15 protein-coding genes, 1 other RNA gene and 2 pseudogenes are annotated in these 20,602 nt (G+C 54.2%); 15 read left to right on the top strand and 3 right to left on the bottom strand.

Features of this window, described 5'->3' with window-relative positions; all coding sequences use genetic code 11:
- Position 1 precedes the first annotated feature (1 nt).
- The 8 genes and pseudogenes from RHM55_RS18900 to RHM55_RS18865 form a co-directional block, all read left to right on the top strand.
- A complete protein-coding gene (locus RHM55_RS18900; protein ID WP_322177796.1) occupies positions 2 to 271 on the top strand; it encodes a hypothetical protein in 270 nt (89 codons plus the stop codon).
- A 118-nt stretch (positions 272 to 389) separates the two neighbouring features.
- Positions 390 to 783, top strand: a transfer-messenger RNA (tmRNA) gene (ssrA, locus tag RHM55_RS18895).
- Between the two features lie 185 nt (positions 784 to 968).
- Positions 969 to 2,225 carry an integrase domain-containing protein gene (locus RHM55_RS18890; protein WP_322177795.1) on the top strand — a complete coding sequence of 419 codons (1,257 nt, stop codon included), beginning with the start codon at positions 969 to 971 and terminating at the stop codon, positions 2,223 to 2,225.
- Positions 2,226 to 2,695: 470 nt separating this feature from the next.
- On the top strand, positions 2,696 to 3,661 hold the full coding sequence (locus RHM55_RS18885; RefSeq protein WP_322177794.1) for an ATP-binding protein: 966 nt from the start codon (positions 2,696 to 2,698) through the stop codon (positions 3,659 to 3,661).
- A 10-nt stretch (positions 3,662 to 3,671) separates the two neighbouring features.
- Complete coding sequence (locus RHM55_RS18880) at positions 3,672 to 4,907, top strand: hypothetical protein (protein ID WP_322177793.1); 1,236 nt, start codon at positions 3,672 to 3,674, stop codon at positions 4,905 to 4,907.
- Positions 4,904 to 7,153 carry a hypothetical protein gene (locus tag RHM55_RS18875; protein ID WP_322177792.1) on the top strand — a complete coding sequence of 750 codons (2,250 nt, stop codon included), beginning with the start codon at positions 4,904 to 4,906 and terminating at the stop codon, positions 7,151 to 7,153. Before RHM55_RS18880 ends, RHM55_RS18875 begins: the two co-directional genes overlap by 4 nt.
- Positions 7,154 to 7,161: 8 nt before the next feature.
- Positions 7,162 to 7,818, top strand: a complete 657-nt coding sequence (locus RHM55_RS18870; RefSeq protein ID WP_322177791.1) for an OmpA/MotB family protein — start codon at positions 7,162 to 7,164, stop codon at positions 7,816 to 7,818.
- A gap of 49 nt (positions 7,819 to 7,867) precedes the next feature.
- A pseudogene (locus RHM55_RS18865) lies at positions 7,868 to 8,215 on the top strand (tyrosine-type recombinase/integrase); the annotation flags it as partial.
- Between the two features lie 140 nt (positions 8,216 to 8,355).
- On the opposite strand, the gene RHM55_RS18860 reads toward RHM55_RS18865, so the two are convergent.
- Together RHM55_RS18860 and RHM55_RS18855 are read right to left on the bottom strand one after the other, a co-directional pair.
- A complete protein-coding gene (locus RHM55_RS18860) occupies positions 8,356 to 10,362 on the bottom strand; it encodes a UvrD-helicase domain-containing protein (RefSeq protein ID WP_322177790.1) in 2,007 nt (668 codons plus the stop codon).
- The gene (locus RHM55_RS18855) at positions 10,352 to 12,100 is read right to left on the bottom strand and encodes an ATP-dependent nuclease (RefSeq protein WP_322177789.1); all 1,749 of its coding nucleotides are present in this window, start codon (positions 12,098 to 12,100) and stop codon (positions 10,352 to 10,354) included. Before RHM55_RS18855 ends, RHM55_RS18860 begins: the two co-directional genes overlap by 11 nt.
- Before the next feature lie 594 nt (positions 12,101 to 12,694).
- Between RHM55_RS18855 and RHM55_RS18850 the strand changes: the two are divergent.
- From RHM55_RS18850 to RHM55_RS18835, 4 genes and pseudogenes are all read left to right on the top strand, one after another.
- Positions 12,695 to 13,026 (top strand): annotated as a pseudogene (locus RHM55_RS18850) (hypothetical protein).
- 94 nt (positions 13,027 to 13,120) lie between these two features.
- Positions 13,121 to 14,089, top strand: coding sequence for a DUF932 domain-containing protein (locus tag RHM55_RS18845; RefSeq protein ID WP_322177788.1), 969 nt, complete (start codon positions 13,121 to 13,123; stop codon positions 14,087 to 14,089).
- Between the two features lie 101 nt (positions 14,090 to 14,190).
- Complete coding sequence (locus tag RHM55_RS18840; protein WP_322177787.1) at positions 14,191 to 15,195, top strand: lambda-exonuclease family protein; 1,005 nt, start codon at positions 14,191 to 14,193, stop codon at positions 15,193 to 15,195.
- An 82-nt stretch (positions 15,196 to 15,277) separates the two neighbouring features.
- Positions 15,278 to 16,183, top strand: coding sequence for a hydrolase or metal-binding protein (locus RHM55_RS18835; RefSeq protein ID WP_322177786.1), 906 nt, complete (start codon positions 15,278 to 15,280; stop codon positions 16,181 to 16,183).
- 406 nt (positions 16,184 to 16,589) lie between these two features.
- Here RHM55_RS18835 and RHM55_RS18830 read toward each other — a convergent pair whose 3' ends face one another.
- The gene (locus RHM55_RS18830; RefSeq protein ID WP_322177785.1) at positions 16,590 to 17,462 is read right to left on the bottom strand and encodes a WYL domain-containing protein; all 873 of its coding nucleotides are present in this window, start codon (positions 17,460 to 17,462) and stop codon (positions 16,590 to 16,592) included.
- Between the two features lie 118 nt (positions 17,463 to 17,580).
- On the opposite strand from RHM55_RS18830, the gene RHM55_RS18825 reads away from it, so the two are divergent.
- The 3 genes from RHM55_RS18825 to RHM55_RS18815 all read left to right on the top strand — a co-directional run bounded on the left by RHM55_RS18825 (position 17,581) and on the right by RHM55_RS18815 (position 20,468).
- Positions 17,581 to 17,835: a hypothetical protein gene (locus tag RHM55_RS18825; RefSeq protein WP_322177784.1), complete on the top strand. Its 255-nt coding sequence runs from the start codon at positions 17,581 to 17,583 to the stop codon at positions 17,833 to 17,835.
- 11 nt (positions 17,836 to 17,846) lie between these two features.
- Positions 17,847 to 18,899, top strand: coding sequence for an ADP-ribosylglycohydrolase family protein (locus tag RHM55_RS18820; protein ID WP_322177783.1), 1,053 nt, complete (start codon positions 17,847 to 17,849; stop codon positions 18,897 to 18,899).
- Positions 18,900 to 19,349: 450 nt separating this feature from the next.
- Complete coding sequence (locus RHM55_RS18815; protein WP_322177782.1) at positions 19,350 to 20,468, top strand: GTPase; 1,119 nt, start codon at positions 19,350 to 19,352, stop codon at positions 20,466 to 20,468.
- Positions 20,469 to 20,602 lie beyond the last annotated feature (134 nt).

Below are 20,602 nucleotides of genomic sequence, written 5' to 3'. Positions count from 1 at the left end.
CATGAAGCGCACTGCACTCACTGGATTGTTCCTCACCGCCGCCCTGTTGGCTTCCCCGGCATTTGCCGCTGATGATCTGTGCGACGCCAATCTGCAGCAGATCAAAGATGACCTGACCACCGGCGCGACCGACATGGGCGACGACACCCTGATGAGCCTCAAGGAGGCGCAAAAGGAAGCCATGGCCGCAAAAGCGGCTGGCGACAATAAAAAATGCATCGAGCTGACCGAAAAGGCGTTGGAAGAGGCTGACAAGGGTGAGGACAGGTAAAAGCATTGCCAAGGCCAGCCCTGGGGCTGGCCTGTTTCACCCCATCGCCTGACAGAAAGTCGACGTCCTCCCTGCATTGAGGTAGACTCACCGCTTGACTGCTAGAGCAGTTGTAATTGGGGCCGATTAGGATTCGACGCCGGTCGCGAAACTCTAGGGGCATGCCGAGTTGGTAACAGAACTCGTAAATCCACTGTTGCAACTTCTTATAGTTGCCAATGACGAAACCTACGGGGAATACGCTCTCGCTGCGTAAGCAGCCTTAGCCCTTCCCTCCTGGTCGCTTCGGCGCCAGCAATCACTAGGGGATGTCTGTAAACCCGAAGTGATTGTCATATAGAACAGAATCGCCGTGCAGTATGTTGTGGACGAATCGGCTAAAAATTACACAGCTCGCCCAATGCACCCTGCCCGTCGGGCCGCTGAGGGTTAACTTAATAGACACGGCTAAGCATGTAGTCCCGAAAGCGGAGTACTGGCGGACGGGGGTTCAAATCCCCCCGGCTCCACCACTTTTACATCTAAAGACGTCCACGGACGTCTTTTTTTGTGCCTGAAATCCAGAAAAATCAAGGCTTTAGCGTCTATTAGCGTCCATGGGCGTCCGACACAATCCACGTCATCGGGTATTCCAGATGGTATTCCAAGCCCTTCAGTGGTAATTTTTGGAATACCAATTGATGTCATGGAACACCTCATGTGCGCCCAAGCCACCCGCCTCTCTGACCGCCAGCTCAAAGCGGTAAAGCCGAAAGACAAGGACTACGTCCTCAGCGATGGCGACGGCTTACAGCTGCGCGTGAGGGTCAATGGCTCTACGCTATGGAACTTCAACTACCGGCAGCCGATTACCAAAAACCGCATCAATATGGGCCTCGGCACCTACCCAGAACTCTCGCTCGCTCAAGCCAGGAAGAAAACTGTCGAAGCCAGAGAGCTTCTCGCTCAGGGCATCGACCCGAAAGAACAACGTAGCGAGCTGGAGCAGACAAAAAGACAGGCAACCGAGCACACATTCGAGAACGTGGCGTCTGCCTGGTTTGAACTGAAAAAGGATTCGGTCACTCAGGCTTATGCCGAGGACATCTGGCGCTCGCTCACGCTGCATGTCTTTCCATCGCTGGGAACAACACCTATCTCGCAGATCAATGCCCCGATGGTCATCGAACTGCTGCGCCCTTTGGAAACCAAAGGTAGCCTGGAGACAGTGAAGCGACTGACCCAACGACTCAACGAGATCATGACCTACGGTGTGAACTCGGGAATGATCTTTGCCAATCCGCTCAGCGGCATTCGGGCCGTTTTCAAGAAGCCGAAAAAGCAGAACATGGCAGCCCTCCGCCCTGAAGAACTGCCGGAACTGATGGTCGCCATTGCCAATGCGAGCATAAAAAGAACGACACGCTGCCTGATCGAATGGCAACTTCACACCATGACCCGCCCTGCGGAAGCCGCGACGACTTCCTGGGCCGACATCGACCTCGACAAGAAAACCTGGACGATCCCGGCGGAGCGTATGAAGAAGCGACGTGCTCACGTCATACCGCTGACCGAACACGCACTTGCTCTGCTAGAGACGATCAAGCCCTACAGCGGCCATAGAGAGTACGTGTTCCCGGCAGACAGAGACCCACGGGATCATTGCAACAGCCAGACAGCAAACATGGCCCTGAAACGTATGGGCTTTGAAGGTCGATTGGTGAGCCACGGCATGCGCTCCATGGCCAGTACTATCCTGAACGAACAGGGGTGGGACCCCGAATTGATTGAGGTTGCACTTGCTCACGTGGATAAGGACGAGGTGCGCAGCGCTTACAACCGAGCGGATTACATTGAGAGAAGAAGGCCGATGATGGCTTGGTGGAGTGAGCACATTCAGCAGGCCGCTACCGGCAACTTATCGGTGTCAGCTATTCAAGGAGCCAGAGGCCTGAGAATAGTATCAGTACGCTGAAATCCAACATTAAGAATCCTGTCTCAATGACAGCAATCGGTAGATGTGGCAGTTGGAGATAGATGTACTGGCCTGACGGTCATCTTGAATCGGTACCCCGGAGGCATTGAGCATTGAGGATGCTTCAGGCACTTGTCTTAGGTGGCGACGTTAGGCGATGGGTGTGGCCCCCATAGCTTTGGCTGTGGCGCCCCATCTATCCCCGCGTGATCTCCACACCTAAGCAATCCCCGCTAAAGCTTACCCACCTAGCGCCGATAGAAGCCAACAAGTCAGCTAATTATGAGGTTGCAACCCAGCCTCTCATACACGGACGTGTCTCTTGCCCCTAGCCAAGCCCCTTCCCGGCTCTTTAAATCCTGCGCATCACTACTCGCGACGCAAGATGTCGGCCGCTTGCGCAACACTCAGTCAGTACCTGAAACCACACCCCACAACCAGTATTCCTGATCGATCAAAGGCTCAAACCTATGGCATCGAATGATTACCTGCGCAACAAAATACGCCCTAGCTTTCTTGAAGGTTTAGACCCAGAGCCGGCGCCAGCGCCTGCCATGGCCAAAACGGAATTTCGCTGTGTCGAACCTCGCTTCACCCTAGAGCGCGACGTTGTGATGTCGGACGATCTGAAGCAGCAACTAGCTGAGGCCGTCGCCAAGATCGAGCACTACAGGACGATCTATATCGAATGGGGCTTCGCGGCCGCGGACCCGGCCGGCAAAGGCACGATCCTTAATTTCTATGGCCCTCCTGGCACAGGGAAAACCCTCACTGCGGAGGCTTTTGCCGGCAGTCTGGGCAAGAAGATCATGCTGGTGAGTATTGCCGACCTGGAAAGCAAGTTCATGGGCGACACCTCCAAGAACATTGCGGCCGTGTTCCGCAGTGCACAAGCCGAAGGCGCGGTGTTGTTTTTCGATGAAGCAGACACCTTGCTAGGCAAGCGTTTGTCCTCTGTCACTCAGGGCATTGATAACGAAGTAAACGCCATGCGTTCGACCTTACTGATCGAGCTAGAGCGACATGAAGGCGTGGTCATCTTTGCGACTAACTTTGCCAAGAACTACGACGCTGCGTTCGTTAGCCGTATATCTCAACACGTTGGCTTCGAGCTGCCGGGCGAGCCGGAGCGTCAAGCTATTTGGGCAAAGCTGCTGGTGCCGGGTATCCCGCTGGCTGAAGATCGGGAGACGCTACTGAACTCGGCAACGCTACTGTCGGCAGGGTTGTCAGGGCGCGAGATGCGTACCTGCATGCGCCTGGCGTTGGCAAAGGCAGTGCGAGTACCCGGGCAGCCTGCGTTGGCGCAGGCTCATTTGCAGGACGCCATCGAACAAGTCGCCACTGCCATGGCGCAGATGCGGATGCAGACACACAGCGGCAAAACCAACACACCAACATTGGAAGCAGCACGTACGTTATTGGGCGTCAGCTGAGGAGCGAATCATGGGTCTATGGAATTGGGTCAAATCAACAGCGTCCTCCATTTACGAAACGGTAAAGGAGAAAGCCGTCGCCACCGTCAATTGGCTAGCCGACAAGGCAGAAACCTTTGTGGGCGATGTGAAGAACATCTGGCAATCGGTAAAGCCTTATCTCGCCCATGCACGAGTTGCCTTGACTACTCTGGCCGGCCTCGCTCCATGGCCCATCGTCAAGACCATGGCGCTGGGTCTGGAAAAGGTCTTGGGTTTTCTCGAGAACATTGAGAGCCACCCGTTGATGGCCAAGCTGAAGCAGGCCATCGATTGGGTCATCAAATCCGCCAAGGATCTTAGGGAGAAGGTGCTTAACGACATCGAAATCAAAGAAGCTGAAGCGCGCGCCCAGACATTCAAGGAAGGCGCCCATCAGGTGCCATCAGAGGAACGCGGTGCGCTGAAAATCGCTGAGCTCATAAACTCATACTTGCTGACCAAGGCCAAGATCCAGCGCGTGGTGAGCAGTGAACAATTCGCTGACTTCAACCACTACCTGCGTATCCGTGCTGCGCAAAAATTGCTGAAGTTCTACGAGAGACGCATGACGTCAATCGAGAAGCTAACCGATGTTGATGGGGACATGGTCGCGTTGATGGATATCTCTACTAGCCTGCTAGACGAGAAACCGACATTGACCCTCGAACAAACTCAAACCCTCAACGAACTCACCACCCTACATTTCGGCAAGCCAGTCGTGCCATTCGTCTTCGAGGAAATGACCTTGGCATGGGGCGCGGATCTGCGCAGGCTTGAGGTGCTGTGGAAAAAGCTCAACCAAGAGCTGGCCCGTGACAAGGTGCTGGCCAAGCGCATATCCATGGCCAGCCGCACCGAAGCACTGAGCGCGGAAGAACAAGTAGTGCTCAACGACCTGGAGCGCAATTTGAGTCGAGACAGCAAGCGACTTGAGAGCCTTGATGTCAGCATTCGAGAAAAACGCTACTACGTCTACGCGTCAGAAGGCTTTCTCCAACTGCTGGAAAAAGATGAGCAGCAGTTGATTGCCGATGACCAGGAATACCTTGCCGATCGTAGCGAAGAAGTCGGCTCGCTGATCGCGCGCTGCGCTAAACAGGACTTGAAATGGGCATCGCTGACCGAGGACGAGCAAGCACTGCTGGTCGACTTCGGCAACATTTTTGAAAATGACTGCCTTGCGCGAACCGAGGCGGCTTTCCAAGAAGTTGAGGTGAGCCTGTGAATAGCGAATTAGTGAGCTTTTTGCTGCCTCGACTCGAACCACTACAGATGGGGTTTTTCCTTTTCATCACGGGCGTGACCTTCCTGACTTGTCTGATGGTGGCTCTACGGGCTAACAAAACCAATTGGAAAAAAAAGTGGCTGGGGGGCAAATTGGGCTCGTCGGGACTGCAAGCGGATCATGGTTCGATCCACGACCTGAGTGAAGCGGTCTCGACCACTGCCGAGAAAATCGCGGGCATCATGCCGGGGATGCTCTTGGTGGTCGGCTTGCTGGGAACCTTCCTTGGCTTGGGAATGGCCCTGGATCATGCATCGACCATTCTGCAGAAAAGTGGCAATGCTTCCGTGGGCGCCATGGGCGGCGCCATGCAGGACATGACCGCCATGATGCAGGGGCTGGGCACCAAGTTCAAAACCTCCACCTGGGGCATCATGGCCTTCATTCTGTTGAAGGTGTGGGACCTGCTCCTTGGTTATGAGAGCCGCCGTCTAACCTGGTGCATTACAGAGGTCAAGAAAGAAATGGCAACCTCTGAGCAACAGCGAGAAGCCGCCCGCATCGCTCACGATGCTTTCCTCCATAACTGCATCACCAGCGCTGCCAAGTACATGGCCGGTGTGGTCGGCAAACAGGCAGACACCATGAAGGTGCTGTGGCGGGAGCAGGCGGAAAGTCGTCAGGGTACTAACGCCGAACAACGGCAAATTCTCCAATCTGGCTTCGACAGCCTGAACACCAACATCAGTGGTGTAGCGCACGGCATCAGCGCCTTGCTGCAAAGCGAGACCGATAGTCAGCAAATTGCCCGCGAGGGGCAGGCTATTGTCCGCGAAATCGCCAACACCACTCAGCGCACTGAGCAAATACTGGGAGAGTACGCCAGCAGCAATCGCGACCAACTGCAGGCGGGTTTCAACGGCCTGAATAGCAGTGTTGCGGGTGTGACGGAAGGCATTGGTGCACTCCTACAGAGTGATGGCGACGGCCATCAGATTGCCCGCGAGGGGCAGGCTATTGTCCGCGAAATCGCCAACACCACTCAGCGCACTGAGCAAATACTGGGAGAGTACGCCAGCAGCAATCGCGACCAACTGCAGGCGGGTTTCAACGGCCTGAATAGCAGTGTTGCGGGTGTGACGGAAGGCATTGGTGCACTCCTACAGAGTGATGGCGACGGCCATCAGATTGCCCGCGAGGGGCAGGCTATTGTCCGCGAAATCGCCAACACCACTCAGCGCACTGAACAGGCGATGAGCGCCTTTGCCGACAGCAGTAATCAGCATCTGCAAACAGGCTTCGCGGGGCTCGATACCAGCATCGCCGGCGTAACTGGGGGGATTGGTGCGTTGTTGCAAAGCCACTCCGATAGTCTGCAGATCAATCGCGAGGCGAAAGACGTTCTAAGTGAGATAGCCACCTCGGGTAAACGTACCGAACAGGCGCTGACCGAATTCACCGACAGCAGCCGCGACAACCTGCAAGCCCTGCAAACCGCAGGCGAGACGATGGGCGACGCGGCCATCAAGGTAGGGCAGTCCGCCGCTGAACTTCAAGTAGTAGTGAGTGCATTGAACGGCCAGATGACGGAAGTCATGAACGGCGTCAAAGCTGATTTGAACAGCACCTTGGCCACTATGAACAAGGACTTCAGCGACAACTTGAACGACATGGGCGCACAACTGGAAAGCGCAACCACAAAACTTGGCGAGGTAATGGAAGCCGTCAAGACAGATCTAGGCTCCAATATCAAGAAAATGAACCAAGACTTCGGCACCAACCTGGTCAACATGACAACTAGCCTGGGAGAGGCAACTGGGAATATTTCCGACGCTATCGACACCATGTCCAGCACGGTAAGCAGTGCTATGGACGAGGTCGCCACCAACATGAAGGAGACCGCCACCGCCCAGAAAAAGACCACTTTAGAGTTCGAAATGGTCAGTGAAAACCTGAATGAGAACATCCTGGCGATCCAGGGCGTCGTGGAGAAATTGTCCAAGGACATTATCCGTGGCCTTAAAGCCGTGTCTGAAAGTGGGCAGCGCATGGTCTCCCTTGATCAGCGCTACGGCAAAGTCTCAGAAATGCTGATCAGGATCCCTGAGTCGCTCGACGCTCTGGCTAACGTTGTCACGCGCCCACCAGTCGATCTCTTACCGCTGTTGCACTCAGTGGATCAACTGACTGGCGTTGCCAACAGCATCAACAAATCAGTCACGGCTCGTAAAGCCGTCAAAGCCTGAGCGCCGTCATGAAAGAGAAACCAAGCGAATGGGTATCCATCTCTGACCTGATGGCTGGCGTGATGGCCGTGGTGATGTTGTTACTAGTGATGTCCGTATTGCAGAACCAGTTTGCCGAGCTCAAGCGCCAAGAAGAGCAAAACCAGGTGGGCGTGACTGAGCAGGAAAAAGTCACTAGCCTACTCCAGGAGATGAAGGCCGCCCTGGATGCCCAGGACGACACCGGACTGGTTTCGTTCGATCTGGCAGGCAACAAAATGACCCTGGGCGACAAGATGTTCGCCCGGGGCAGTGCTTGTTTGACCGACGAGGCCAAGCGCGAACTGCGGCTCGTCAGTCCCCGTATCGCTACGTTCTTTGGTAGTTCCAGCGAAGCCCAGATACTGGTGGAGGGGCACACCGACAATATTCAGGTATCACGGCCGGTGATCGACTTCGTCAAGTTCTGCACGGTCTACGACGACAACTTCACACTGTCTGCTGCGCGGGCGAGAGAGGCACGCAAGTTGATCATCGAAATCCTCGATCCGGGACAAGCCAAGCGAGTCATCGTAGCCGGTTACGGGGATTCTCAACCGCTACCGGATCTTGACCCAGCGGATGAACACAATCGGCGCATAGAGGTGCAGTTTGTTAATCGCCCCGATTCGACCAAGCGTTTTTGAGCGAGTGTTTCATTGATCAACCACGTTCAGCAAGCAGCTACTGGTAGCGTACGTGTTCCCTGCAGACAGAGACACACGAACTCACTGCAACAGCCAGACTGCCAATATGGCTTTGAAACGCATGGGTTTTGAAGGGCGATTGGTGAGCCACGGTATGCGTTCCATGGCCAGTACTATCCTGAACGAACAGGGGTGGGACCCCGAATTGATTGAGGTTGCACTTGCTCACGTGGATAAGGACGAGGTGCGCAGCGCTTACAACCGAGCGGATTACATAGAACGCAGGCGCCCAATGATGACCTGGTGGAGCGACCACGTTCAACATGCTGCTACCGGCAGCTTGTCCGTCTCAGCCATTCAGGGGGGCAGAGGCCTGAAAGTTATCTCGATGTGCTGATCGCGCGACCAACAATTAATGCCCCTTAATGGACATTGATCGCCGTACTTGAGAGACCGGGTTGCAACGGGAGCCGTCCTGGATGAAGCTGCTGCGAGCAGCCTGTTTCGGATTGAAAGCGGATAGTGCGGCGAGCACAGCTAGAGCCGCAGTACCTCCCAGACGCTATTATTAATGCCTGCCTCGATTTTTGCGAAACGACTCTCATGTAGTGCGAAACAGAGCAAGTGGGTCGGACGTGAGAATCCGACGTATATCATCTTTGCCGATTGTCGTACGAGGTCGTGGACCTTGGTATCTATCGGCTGCCCCTTAAATTGAACCGCGAGGCGCTCCGACTCGTAGTTCCCGCCTCCGCCTCTTTCGTAGAAGGTTTCCATATATAGAGTGGCAGTGTGCGTCTCCCCCTTGACTCGGTGCACGGTCGCGACTTCTACGCGAATGCCTTCACAAACCAAAACATTGCGCGCCAGCTTCTGCGTGGCTGACGATGAGCCACTCGCGGCATTTGCGTGATCGTGGACGAAATCCCGGCTATTGCAAATTTGGCGGCCGAATATAGAAAGGAAGGTCGGCAAGTGGCTTCTAACGTCTTTTAGAACAGCCATAGTGTTACCGCGCGCGACTTCCAGACACCATTCGTAAACCTTTGATTGGTACTCGCACCAGTAATCTGGATTTGTGTCCCCAAGGAACTCATGCATGGTCCGCTTGACAAAGTGTTTTCCCGCGAGATCCTCAGCCTTTTCCAACCTCAGTATCCGCAATAGCGCGTTGACGATAGCCATCTCAACCGACGCCAGCGAGCAGTCGTCGCCCCTAGCAGCAACGAGGTGGCTAGACAGGTCAGTGTGGTCGGTCCGTCTTTGCAGCTCGACCTTAGAGTAAGACGGGAAATAGTCGGGAAGGCGTACCTTACCGCTCTCTTCCTTGGTTGCCCACGCTACTGCCTTGTATCGGTTGCTGGGATTCGTAGGGATCGCACCGCTATCAGTCAGGTCCCTTATGATCGACGCAAACCGATCGATCACCAGGCCCTTTGTGGAATCGGAGTAGACAATGAGACGGGGGTTAATCGAAACGTCAGAACCATCAGGGTTCTTTCGTCTTCCCTCGATACGGATGGGGTTGATCGCGAATACGTTGACGACACCCGCAAGGACTGGGCTCAGGCGGTAGCTGCCGTTGAGTTCGAGGAGCATCGCACGGTCTGCCAAATACTCGTTTGCGGCGCTGTTCCTGCCGTCGAATATGGACTGATTTCTGTCTCCGATCCTCTGGTATGTAGCACTGCTTGCCCCTGCGTCGTAGAAAATATCTTCTAGAAGCTCGTACTGATGTCGTTCCATATCCTGCATCTCATCCACAAACACATGGGCGAAGCGTTTCTGGAGGAGCAGTTTGACAGGCGCGTTCCTCACGAGCGACATACGCGCCAGGAAATACGCGTCGTCGTAGCACAGGCACCCTGATTTAATAATTGACAGCTTGAACGAGCCTACCCACTGCCGGATACGGTCTTTCTCTGCGTCGCTCCAGTCCGCATAGTTTTGGGGCTTGGTGTTGCCGCGAGGCTTCTTGAAGTCGATTTCCTTCCCACAGTACCCGTCAGTCAACAGCACCTTTCCGTCGGAGAAGGACCATCTAATTTTCTTGGTATTGGCCATCAGGAACCTAAGCGAGTTCTTGTTCTCCTGCAGGGCGAAGCCCTTGAAGCCGAATGGAGGAAGTGCGAACTTCTGATTGTAGATGTCGTCGTCAATACGTGTCGGTGCCTTTCCATACTTGTTGGTGTAGAAGGGCACGGCCAAGAATTCATCAACGAAAGCCTGTATCGTTCCGACGAAGTTTGGATAGTGAAAAAGGTTCACGCAATGCGAGCCTATCTTGCCCTTTATCTCGTCAATTGCCGCATTCGTGTGCGAGATAACCAGAATGCCGGAGCCGTCTTCGAATGGCAGGTAACGGTCCAGGATCAGGAGTTTGGCAAGAAGTGCCGTAGTTTTTCCGCTACCAGGCACAGCTTGCAGGTCGAGCGTGGCCATGTTTCTGATAAAGCGGCTCCGCTCCGCGTCAAACGACTCTCCCGCTGGTAGGAGGACCCGCTCTGCGTAGGCGATATCGTCATCGGAAACACTAATTTCCACAGGCATACTCGATGGCTTTGACTAGGTAGCCGACGTGCGAGTCATTAGTCACTTTCGACTTCTCGATTTCCCCGTTGGCAATGGCCTGGGCCAGGCGTGCAGATATCTCGGTCTTAGCGAGGCTGCGGCATTTCAGCTTATTCGCCAGTGTCGCGTCAAAATCCGTCCAGTCGGTCTTGCTGTGCACAGCCTTCGCTATCTCTGCGAACTTATCCTTGAACGCTGAGGATTTCGACAAGCAGTATTCTAGTGTCCATTGGGGGGCAATGAAGGACTTCACGCATTGGCCGTCGTATTTTTCTGCCTTGTCTGCCAAGGCCTTCAAGAGCTTCACCTTGTCGCCTGGAGCCGGACCGTCCTCCTCGTCAAGCGGGATGTCCACGTCCGTGACGATGGCCACCGGCTTGGAGAAATGGGGTTCAACCTTGCGCTTGAATATATTCGCGTAGCGGATGAAAGCTAAGTTGTTTACGTTGACGACCGCTACACCCCTTGCCGTCAGGTCATAGCCAACAAGCATCGCAAGCTCATGCATCAGCAGTTCTTCTGACCAACCCTCGACCAGTATGACCCCCTTCGAAAAGAACAGGTTTGCCTTGGTTACGTCTAGGAATCGTTGGAGGAATACATAGTCGTCGGGCGCTAGCTCTGTATGATCCGCACTCATCGGAAATGCGTTACCTCCGCCGCAGATGATAAGGTTCCGGAGTTCGAGTTTTGAACCTATGTTGGGGCTATGTGTCGTGAGTATGAGCTGGACGTCCTTCTGCTTCTGGAACGTCTCAATTGCCTGCATCTGCGCTTGAGGATGGAGGTGGGCTTCCAGCTCCTCGATCAGCCCTAGCCGCATCCCGGTCCAGTTGACCTTGTTAAGATGTAACAACTCAGATGCCATGAAGAGGCGATTGAGAGTACCGAGACCGGGTCTGGTTTCTCCTTGAATTGATAGTTCCAGTTTTTCCAGCAGGTTTTTGATTTGCCTTCGCTCGGTCACGGCCAGACCTGTTTTCTTCCCTTGCTCGTACAGTTCGCCGATGTAAGTGTCGATCTTGTCCTTCAGATCCTTTCCTAGCTGGTCGGCGATACTTCCCCCAACGTTGTCCTTACCATCGAAGTAACCCTCGATCGAACCGTTAAAATCGGACAGCAGCCCCATCAGGACGTGGTTTGATCCCTTGTTCTTGAAAGCCTCATGCCCGAGAAGGATCTGGGACAAACGGGAGTTCTTCCGCGCGACGAGCTCCTCCTCCGCGTCGCGGAGCGGCTTTAGGTAGGTCACCTTCAAATATTCACGAGCCTCGGGACTGAGGTGCTTCCCGTCCGTGTCTGCGCCAGCGCGCACTTCATAGGGTCGGACCTGACCGTTGGAGGGTGTCCTTTTTACATCGAGAATAAGTCGAAGAAACGGCTCGACATCGTCCCCAACCGGTCTCCAGGACAGGAACTCGGTGAAGTTTTTCCCTTCTTCCGGCTTGATACCAGAAAGTACGAGTTCGACACGCAGACGGTTCTGCCCAAAATGGAAATCGTCTTCGTCGATCCGCATCCAGTCATAGCTGTGCGTCTTCAGCACGAGGCGGATCGCATCGATGATCGCTGACTTTCCGGAATCGTTCTCTCCGATGAGGACGTTCAGGTCGGAATTAAAGGCCAGATCGAGATGAGGAACATCCAAGGCAAATGCCCCGGTGCTGCCGAAGGTCCTGAAATTCCATAATTTTAGATTTGAAAGATGCATGGCCGCCTAGTTTTTGTTGTTGAATATTTGTTCCAAACATCCTGTCACGAATACGTCCGCTTCGTACTCGCCCACCTGCAACATCAAGGTTTGACAGAGTCGCTGCTGGATTTAACAGGAACTACCAAGAGGGAGATCCAAGCTTTGCGTATCGATAAGGGATTGGCCGATTGAAAAGCTGGGGGCTGCGAAAACCGAACTTTAGCAGTAGTTGCCGCTGGAGCTATTCCTTCTGAATTTGACGCTTGTAAATGATCAGGTCCAGTAGTGTTTACCATAGGGGCTGAAGAAGATGAATATCGAAACGCCGAGGAACAATATGACCACGGCAACGACCCCTATCAACGCTGAGCATTTGAAAACTGTTTCTGATTTTTCAGCCGGGATCGTCACGGTCTGATTTAGGCTTAGTCATGTCGTATCCTTGCGGCTAGTTGGACACTTGGCAAGGGATACGTTTTCAGGGGCACGGTCAGTGCTCGTATCCGCTGGTCGATTGCAGCTGTTTCATGGGCCAGTAGGCGCTCAATTCAACTCAAAAAAATTACAGCCCTACATCACTGCCATGACATCACCACCATGGAGATTCAAACCATGTCATTGCAGTGCCCTCGCTGTAACTCACCCAAAATCGCCTCTCTCCACCAGGCAATGAAAATTGCGGCTGCCATCGGTACGGTTGACGGTGCAGCACGCGGCGTCAGTGCAGCACTTGCAGGCGGTCACAGGCAGGTGCCACCGTCGGCGCTATTGCAGGCCCGCTCGGTATCACTCTCGGGGCCGTTTCCGGCGCCATCCTAGGGAGTCTTGTAGGTGGAGCTGGAGGCTGTGCATTGGGTGCTAAACTCGGCAACAAACTTGACCGCCATGTCCTCGCCCACAATCTCTGCCTGATCTGCGGGCATCGCTTCAATCTGTCTGCTTAACCTTACCCCCTTCTCTCTTTTCATCTATCAGGTCCGGACAGTGCTGCGCGGCGCGCGGCATTTATGCCGGCTTGCACCCTAAGGAATCGCAATCATGGCTCATCAAATCGAACAAATGGCATATGTTGGCGCTACCCCCTGGCATGGTCTGGGCAGTCGCCTTTCTCCTCAACAACCACTGGAAATCTGGCAGCGCGAAGCCGGTATGGACTGGAAGATCCAGGAAAGCCCGGTTCACTTCAAAGCGGACACCATCGGCAACCTCGGGAGCATTCACTCCTTCCCCGAGCAGAAAGTACTCTACCGTTCGGATACCAAGGCAGCCCTTTCGGTTGTATCCCAGCGCTACCATGTCGTGCAGCCGCGTGAAGTACTGGAGTTTTACCGGGATCTCACCGAAGTCTCAGGCTACGAGCTAGAAACCGCTGGTGTGTTGAAAGGCGGGCGAAAATTTTGGGCCTTAGCCAAGACCGGTCAGGCGACTGCACTCAAAGGGAACGATCAGGTAAACGGCTATCTACTGCTGGCCACATCATGCGACGGCACACTGGCCACCACGGCAACACCGACCACCGTGCGCGTAGTTTGCAACAACACTCTAACCATCGCCCTGGATGGCACGACCCGCGCGATCAAGGTGCCGCACAACACCCGCTTCGATCCACAGGCGGTGAAGAAACAACTGGGGATCGCCGTCTCGCAATGGGACGAGTTCATGTATCGGATGCGCCATCTGGCCGAGCGTAAAGTCCAGTGGCATGAGGCGATGGGCTTCTTCATGAGCGTGCTCTGTGACTCTAATCCGAACAGCCCGCTTCCGGAGGTGCTGCCCAACGAGCGGGCACTGCGCAAAGTACAGAGCCTATATGAAGGCCAGGGTCGCGGATCGACACTGGAGTCAGCTCAAGGAACAGCTTGGGGCTTGCTCAACGCTGTCACGGAATATGTTGATCACGAGCGGCGTGCCCGAAGTACTGAATACCGAATGGACTCAGCTTGGTTCGGCCAAGGTGCTGTGATCAAACAACGCGCACTCAATGCAGCACTGCAACTTGCCGCTTAGTCACACCGATCTACTCACCTACTCACCTACTCACCTGCTAATAAAGCGCCTAGTCAGCCTCTGCTGGCCGGGCGTTTTTTTATGCCGCATAGGAAAACGTCATGGGAACGCAAACGCTGCAATACCCCTGCGCAAAACCCCGTCCAGCTTTACGCCTTGTAGGCACCAAACAACTGCCGCGTGAGGACTGGCTGGCAGTACGTAAACGTGGCATCGGCAGTTCGGATGCCGCCGCTGCCGTAGGCCTTAACCCTTACAAATCCCAGTTGGAGTTGTGGTTGGAGAAAACCGGGCGTGATACCTCACTGCCCAAGCTAGACCCGCAGGATGAAGAGAGCCCAGCCTATTGGGGCAACGTCCTGGAACCGATTGTCGCATCGCATTACACCAAGCGCAGTGGTCACCGAGTGCGGCGCATCAACGCAGTGCTTCAGCACCCAGATCCACAGCTGTCCTGGATGCTGGCCAACATCGACCGTGAGGTGATTGGCGCAGACGATGTACAAATCCTCGAATGCAAAACTGCTGGCATAAACGGCGCCCGTCTCTGGAAAGAGGGCGTGCCCGAGTATGTCCAACTTCAAGTCATGCACCAGTTAGCCGTGACGGGCAAACAGGCGGCAGACGTTGCCGTTTTACTGGGCGGCCAGCATTTAGAGATCCATCGCGTTGAGCGTGACGATTCCCTGATTGCTCGCCTTATCGACCTGGAACGCCTGTTTTGGGATTACGTCGTCAGCGACACACCGCCACCGGCTGATGGCTCGGTATCGTCAGATCTGGCTTTGCGTTGTTTGTATCCAACTGACAATGGTCAGTCTGTGGACTTTACAAATGATCGACGCCTTTCTGACGCATTCACCGAACTGAAAGCTGTTCGGCAATCGATTGCCGAACAGGAGACGGTGGAAGCCCAACTTAAACAAACTCTGCAACAGGCCATAGGTGACGCCAGCCATGCTGCTTTCGAAACGGGCGGCATAACCTGGAAGAAAGCTAAGGACAGCCTGGCACTGGATGTACCGCGCCTGCTGAAAGAGAAGCCCTATTTGCAAGTGCGCTACTCGACCAACAAAACGGGGAGTCGCCGTTTCCTGATTGCCTGAAAACACATGCGCCCTATCCAGCCACCCTGGCAGCCTCAACTGCCCCGGTGGCCTTTTTTATTTTTATCTCTGGAGAACCACCATGCTCAAAGGCTTAGCGATCACCCCACCGATACTTGGCCGAATTTCCATTGGCAAAGTCGTCGAGAAAAACGGCAAGCGCCTGCCGGAGAAAGATGATCAGTTCACCATTACGTCACAGGTACAGAGCCGGGACGGCTGGTTGCTACACCCGCTCGACGATGAGATTCGTAAATCCCAAAACGGCAAGATCCGCAACATTCCTATTCGCGTGCTGTTCAATGAGCCCGATCTGAACTTCCGCGCAGAGTACAGCCTGTTCGACCGCAACACTGGACGACCGCTGTGCGTAGGCAATGGCGAAACTTGTAAACGCCAGTGCGAGGACGGCATCAAGTCCCTGCCCTGCCCTTCGCCAGACGCTTGTTCCCTAGCGAAGGGCAATGCCTGCAAGCCATACGGACGATTGAACGTAGTGATCGGAGACGATGACCCGTTAGGCAGCTTCGTTTTCCGCACCACCGGCTTCAACAGCATTCGTACGCTGGCGGCACGCCTGCACTACCTGCAAGCCATTTCGGGCGACCGCCTCGCCTGTATGCCACTGGAGTTGCGTCTGCGTGGCAAATCCACTCGGCAAAGCCATGGTGCGCCGATTTTCTATGTCGACATTACGGTCAGGAGCGGTCTTTCGCTGGAGGAAGCGTTAAACGAGACCAAACACACCGATGAGGCCCGCCGTAACGCAGGGTTCGATCAATCCGCACTGGACCGAGCGGCACAACAAGGCTTGAGCAATGGCGCCTTTGAAGACAGCGAGGACGACACCAACGCTATCGTCGAGGAGTTCTTCCCTCTGATCGAAACCGATCCCATGACCATTCCGGATCCATCGCACAACAAACCAGCCAAGCCGTCACTGACACAAAAACTAGAGTCGCTCGCCGCTAACACCCACGTCTACTGACTCACACTCCCCCACACAACCCGCCGTGAGTTGCCAACCGACAGCTTATGGCGGGCTCGTTATGAGGTCATCGCTATGGCACTGCTTCGATTTATTTTTTTGCTGTTTGCATTCGTTGGCATATTGGCCGGCACCTGTGCGCTCGTGCTAACCGTCATCCTGATGCTGCGCTTTCCACCCCTGCTAATAGCCGTGCTCCTCGCGTGCATTCTGCTCCGGTGGCTGCTGAAGAAAGCGGGAGCCGACACTTCTGCTAAACAACGCTGACGGTATAAACGGGAGCCCTAACTGGGCTCCCGTGCATTATTGCTTTTCCCATAGAGACGACAGCTGACGATTGGTTGGGTTTCATCCGGATGATCATTCGCATCAGGCAGGAGTCGGCCAAATGCGGTCACGGCTTAAGTTAGCTATACAGCCACGGCTCCAACTCATCCAGGTTCTTCACCACAATCTGTTGTGCTGCAGGCCTGGGCTCCATCTTTTTGGGATCAATCTGATAGCGCTGCAATACATACTTCACGAGCGCCCTACGGCTAGGGATCACTAATTGACCGTCCACCATGCCGAAATCGGTTTCTATGATCGCTTTCTGCGCAGCCGTCAGCCGTGAATCCGGTTCTATGACGACTGCTACTTCCGTACTCCAGACTTCGTCTTCAGTAATCACATTCTCAGACTTGCCCAATAGCTCTGGCTCGCCACGCAGACGGCTGAGAACAAAGTCGCGGTACTGCCGATTCTTCTCGCAGTAAGCGCGCACGTGCCAGCGCATCCCCGTGTAGATCAGCGTGTGGGGCGCGATCAGGCGGATCTCGGGTTCAGGGTTGGCCAGCGATACGTACTCAATTTCCAGACGCAGACTCTCGCGGCAGGCTTTAAGGAGTGGGCGAAGAATCTCCGGGCGAATTGTGCGATCCGGCACCTCCAGCACCTTGGTGTGGGCGTAGGCCAAGGCCAGCCCTTCAATGTGTGGAGCTCTCTCATTGTTCTGATACAGCAGGTGCAGATAGGCACTGGCGCTGTCGTCAATAAATAGAGGCTTGAACACCTTGCTCGGTACATAGCCTTTTATCTGCTTGTCATATGTAAGGTTTCTAGGCGCATGCTCATTGATGTACGTATTGATGTCCTTCGACGCCTGTTGTCGGCTGATGCCGAAGCTCTGGATCAGGTGTCCCGTGGTCAGCCGGCCTTCCCACCAGGCAACTGTCTCAATCAAACGATAGCGAAGTGCCAGATCCCAGCGTACATGTTCAATGGATTGCTTGCGTTTCATGTCCCCTCCATGTGCGTGAATACTTTACCTGTATAAGTCTACATTCTAGACCTGTCGCTTAACACTACATATCGTGTACCTGTCTTCGAGATTCCTCGAACTCGCCAAGGAAGCGGACATGAACGCGTTGGACGTGGTTTCTACAGGTGCATTGATGCTGCTTGGATTGATCCTGTTGGTGCTATTGATTCAGACCCTGAGGCTACGCGATATCTGGCAGATGATGCTTGGCTGTCAGAAGGCTGCACGCTGGGCGAGCATTTGGGAAATGGAAAACAAAGAGTTGCGCTCCGCCTTGCGGGCAGAGAAAGAGCATGTCGAACAGCTGAAAAGAAAGCTGGTGATTTTGCAGACACTGACACCAGCAGCGTGAAGGGGAAGGACATGAACAGAGTTGAAAGAATCAAAGGTTGCCTGCTGGGCGGTGCTGTTGGCGATGCCTTGGGCGCCCCAGTGGAGTTCCTCGAATGGCCCGCCATCGAAGCGAAATTCGGCCCCTGCGGCATCATCGATTTCGCCCCAGCCTACGGACTCACCGGCGCAATCACCGACGACACACAGATGATGCTGTTCACTGCCGAAGGCCTGCTGCGTGCCTTTGTGCGCGGCAGCTCCGGAACTGTCTGCCACGTCCCCAGTGTTATTCATCATGCCCTACTGCGTTGGTTGATGACTCAGGACTATCCGCCTGCGACGCCCGTCAACAGAGATGGCTGGCTGATCGAAGAAACTGCTCTATGGTCCCGTCGCGCCCCCGGCACTACGTGCCTGAGCGCCCTCAAGGCCAGCACTCGACTCGGCATGCTGGCAGAGAATGACAGCAAGGGTTGCGGCGCAGTCATGCGCGTTGCGCCCTGCGCCTTCTTCGCTAACGCCTTTGAATACGCCGCCGAATCCGGCCGCCTGACCCATGGGCATCCCACGGGTTACCTTGCCGCTGGGCTGTTCGCCGACATTCTTCAGCGCATGGTCGATCGAAATGACAGCCTGGAGCATGCGTTGACCGAAAGTCTGACCAAGCATGGGCAGAAAGCGGGAATGGAAGAAACCCGCAGCCTGCTTGAGCGCGTGCTGTTTTTCTTCTACGAAGGTTATCGCCCCACGCCGCAACGCATTGCCGATTTCGGAGCGGGATGGGTGGCAGACGAGGCCCTTGCCATCGGGCTGTGGTGCGCGCTCAGCGCCGACTCCTTTGAACAAGGGGTGATTAATGCCGTGAACCACAGCGGGGACAGTGACAGTACCGGGCTGATCGCCGGGCACCTGCTGGGCATCCAATATGGCCCGGCGGCAATACCGGCACGCTGGTACGGGCGGTTGGAGTTGCGCGGGGTGATTGAGCAAATTGCTGAAGATATTGAGCGGGTGCCGCGTGATTATTGTGGATACGACGGGGTGTTTGATGAAGAAATTGCGCAGGCCTACCCTGGAAATTGAGCCAAATACAGTATTTTGAGAGTAGCCGTACTTATGAAGCATGGAAAGCTTGGTCCGGTAGTGACGGCGTATTTGAGGTCCGGCTCAGAGTTTCCCTAAATGACAATACTCCACCCACTTGCGACATTTAATGTGCCCGTCAAAAACACGAGGCATCTGGAGAAAATCGGCCACAATAAACATCACACATAAGCCGCAATAAATGTCATTCCCAGCGCCGGCTCAAAAAGCCAGGATAAGTGAGAGATCAACCCTCCACAGCCTTTCCAATGACAGGGTAAAGAATTCAACCAATGTGCCGATATCCAAGGCAGTAGACCAAAAGTCATCACCTAGCGACTGTACTCGCTTGAAAATCAGGTGCCGCCGGAAAGTTCAGGGACTCCACTGGGCATAAGAGAGCGCCTTCGCCATAGCTCATCAAACTCTAATCGAAAAGGTTTACAAACCATGTACAGCAATACTGCAACCGTAACGGATGCTTTCGACGAAGCGATTCGCAACGCAGTAGAGGGCGTAGGAAAAATCAACATCATCGTTGCCGGAAAGACCGGCGTGGGGAAAAGCACGCTGATCAACTGCGTATTCCGTGGCGAGCTTGCAAAAACTGGTTCTGGCAAACCAGTGACGCAACAAATTGAAGAAATCACGAAAGAAGGCCATCCGATAACTATCATCGATAGCAAAGGTTTGGAGCTTAAAGACTACCAAAAAATCTCCGACGATCTTAAATCTTTCGTTAAAGAGCGCGCCGCCCACCATGACGAAAACAAGCATATTCATGCGGCCTGGCTGTGCATCCAGGAAGGTGGCGACCGAGTTGAAGAAGCTGAGGTAGAGTTGTGCAATATGCTCAACAAACTGTCGATACCGGTCATTGTGGTTATTACCAAGAGTATGCTTGGCAAGGAGAGTAACACCTTCAAGGATGCCAAAAAAATACTGAACACTGCAACTACTATTGTACCGGTAAGAGCACTCCCTGGGGAGTTTGAGGATGACGACGGTACGGTATTTAAATTTAAAGAAAAAAATATCAACGAGTTGATTACCGAGACAGCGGGGCTCATCCCTGAAGCAAAAAAGCGCGCATTTGCTAACGCCCTAAACTCGCGGCATCAATCGTCGATGAAAATCAAAATTGAACAGGCCGAAAAAGAAGTTTTGGCCGCTAGCACGCTTGCAGCAGTAGCCGCTGCCTCGCCGATTCCGTTCTCCGATGCCATTTTGCTGGTTCCAATTCAGGCAGGGATGCTGGCAAAAGTTGGCGTCACGTTCGGTATGGACGTTAGTACCAGCGCATTGACAACTTTAGTAATGTCTGCTGTTGGCTCAGGTGCAGTAACAGTGGTGGGGAGAGTACTGGTAACCGGACTCCTAAAAATGATTCCGGGAGTAGGAACTGTCGTTGGCGGTGCTATCGCAGCAACGACTGCGGCCGCATTGACAAAAGCATTGGGTGCTGCCTATATCGCCGTACTGACTGATTTCTGCGAAAAAAACCCAGGCAAAGATCTAGATATAGCTTTGATCGGTGCAGAACTGAAGAGAAAGATGAGTTTCTCTTAACCGTAAGGGTGGCATCTCGTAGTAGATGCCACCGCACAGACACTAGGGATCTTCCTAGTGCCCTGTCTCCAAAATAAGTTTCTAACTTGATTTATGCTTCTGTAGTCAGTCAGCGCTTGGAGTGATCACATAAC

Source organism: Pseudomonas sp. MH9.2 (assembly GCF_034353875.1).
Taxonomy (GTDB): Bacteria; Pseudomonadota; Gammaproteobacteria; order Pseudomonadales; family Pseudomonadaceae; genus Aquipseudomonas.
The sequence above is the reverse complement of the archived record's forward strand: the minus strand, read 5'-3'. Positions and strand labels throughout refer to the sequence as shown.

What these genes read in the sequence shown, in the direction of transcription:
- RHM55_RS18835 (WP_322177786.1), top strand. Translation starts at nt 15,278, where the DNA reads ATGCTCAAAGGCTTAGCGATCACCCCACCGATACTTGGCCGAATTTCC.
- RHM55_RS18900 (WP_322177796.1), top strand. Translation starts at nt 2, where the DNA reads ATGAAGCGCACTGCACTCACTGGATTGTTCCTCACCGCCGCCCTGTTG.
- RHM55_RS18820 (WP_322177783.1), top strand. Translation starts at nt 17,847, where the DNA reads ATGAACAGAGTTGAAAGAATCAAAGGTTGCCTGCTGGGCGGTGCTGTT.
- RHM55_RS18890 (WP_322177795.1), top strand. Translation starts at nt 969, where the DNA reads ATGTGCGCCCAAGCCACCCGCCTCTCTGACCGCCAGCTCAAAGCGGTA.
- RHM55_RS18830 (WP_322177785.1), bottom strand. Translation starts at nt 17,462, where the DNA reads ATGAAACGCAAGCAATCCATTGAACATGTACGCTGGGATCTGGCACTT.
- RHM55_RS18885 (WP_322177794.1), top strand. Translation starts at nt 2,696, where the DNA reads ATGGCATCGAATGATTACCTGCGCAACAAAATACGCCCTAGCTTTCTT.
- RHM55_RS18855 (WP_322177789.1), bottom strand. Translation starts at nt 12,100, where the DNA reads ATGCATCTTTCAAATCTAAAATTATGGAATTTCAGGACCTTCGGCAGC.
- RHM55_RS18825 (WP_322177784.1), top strand. Translation starts at nt 17,581, where the DNA reads ATGAACGCGTTGGACGTGGTTTCTACAGGTGCATTGATGCTGCTTGGA.
- RHM55_RS18870 (WP_322177791.1), top strand. Translation starts at nt 7,162, where the DNA reads ATGAAAGAGAAACCAAGCGAATGGGTATCCATCTCTGACCTGATGGCT.
- RHM55_RS18845 (WP_322177788.1), top strand. Translation starts at nt 13,121, where the DNA reads ATGGCTCATCAAATCGAACAAATGGCATATGTTGGCGCTACCCCCTGG.
- RHM55_RS18880 (WP_322177793.1), top strand. Translation starts at nt 3,672, where the DNA reads ATGGGTCTATGGAATTGGGTCAAATCAACAGCGTCCTCCATTTACGAA.
- RHM55_RS18840 (WP_322177787.1), top strand. Translation starts at nt 14,191, where the DNA reads ATGGGAACGCAAACGCTGCAATACCCCTGCGCAAAACCCCGTCCAGCT.
- RHM55_RS18815 (WP_322177782.1), top strand. Translation starts at nt 19,350, where the DNA reads ATGTACAGCAATACTGCAACCGTAACGGATGCTTTCGACGAAGCGATT.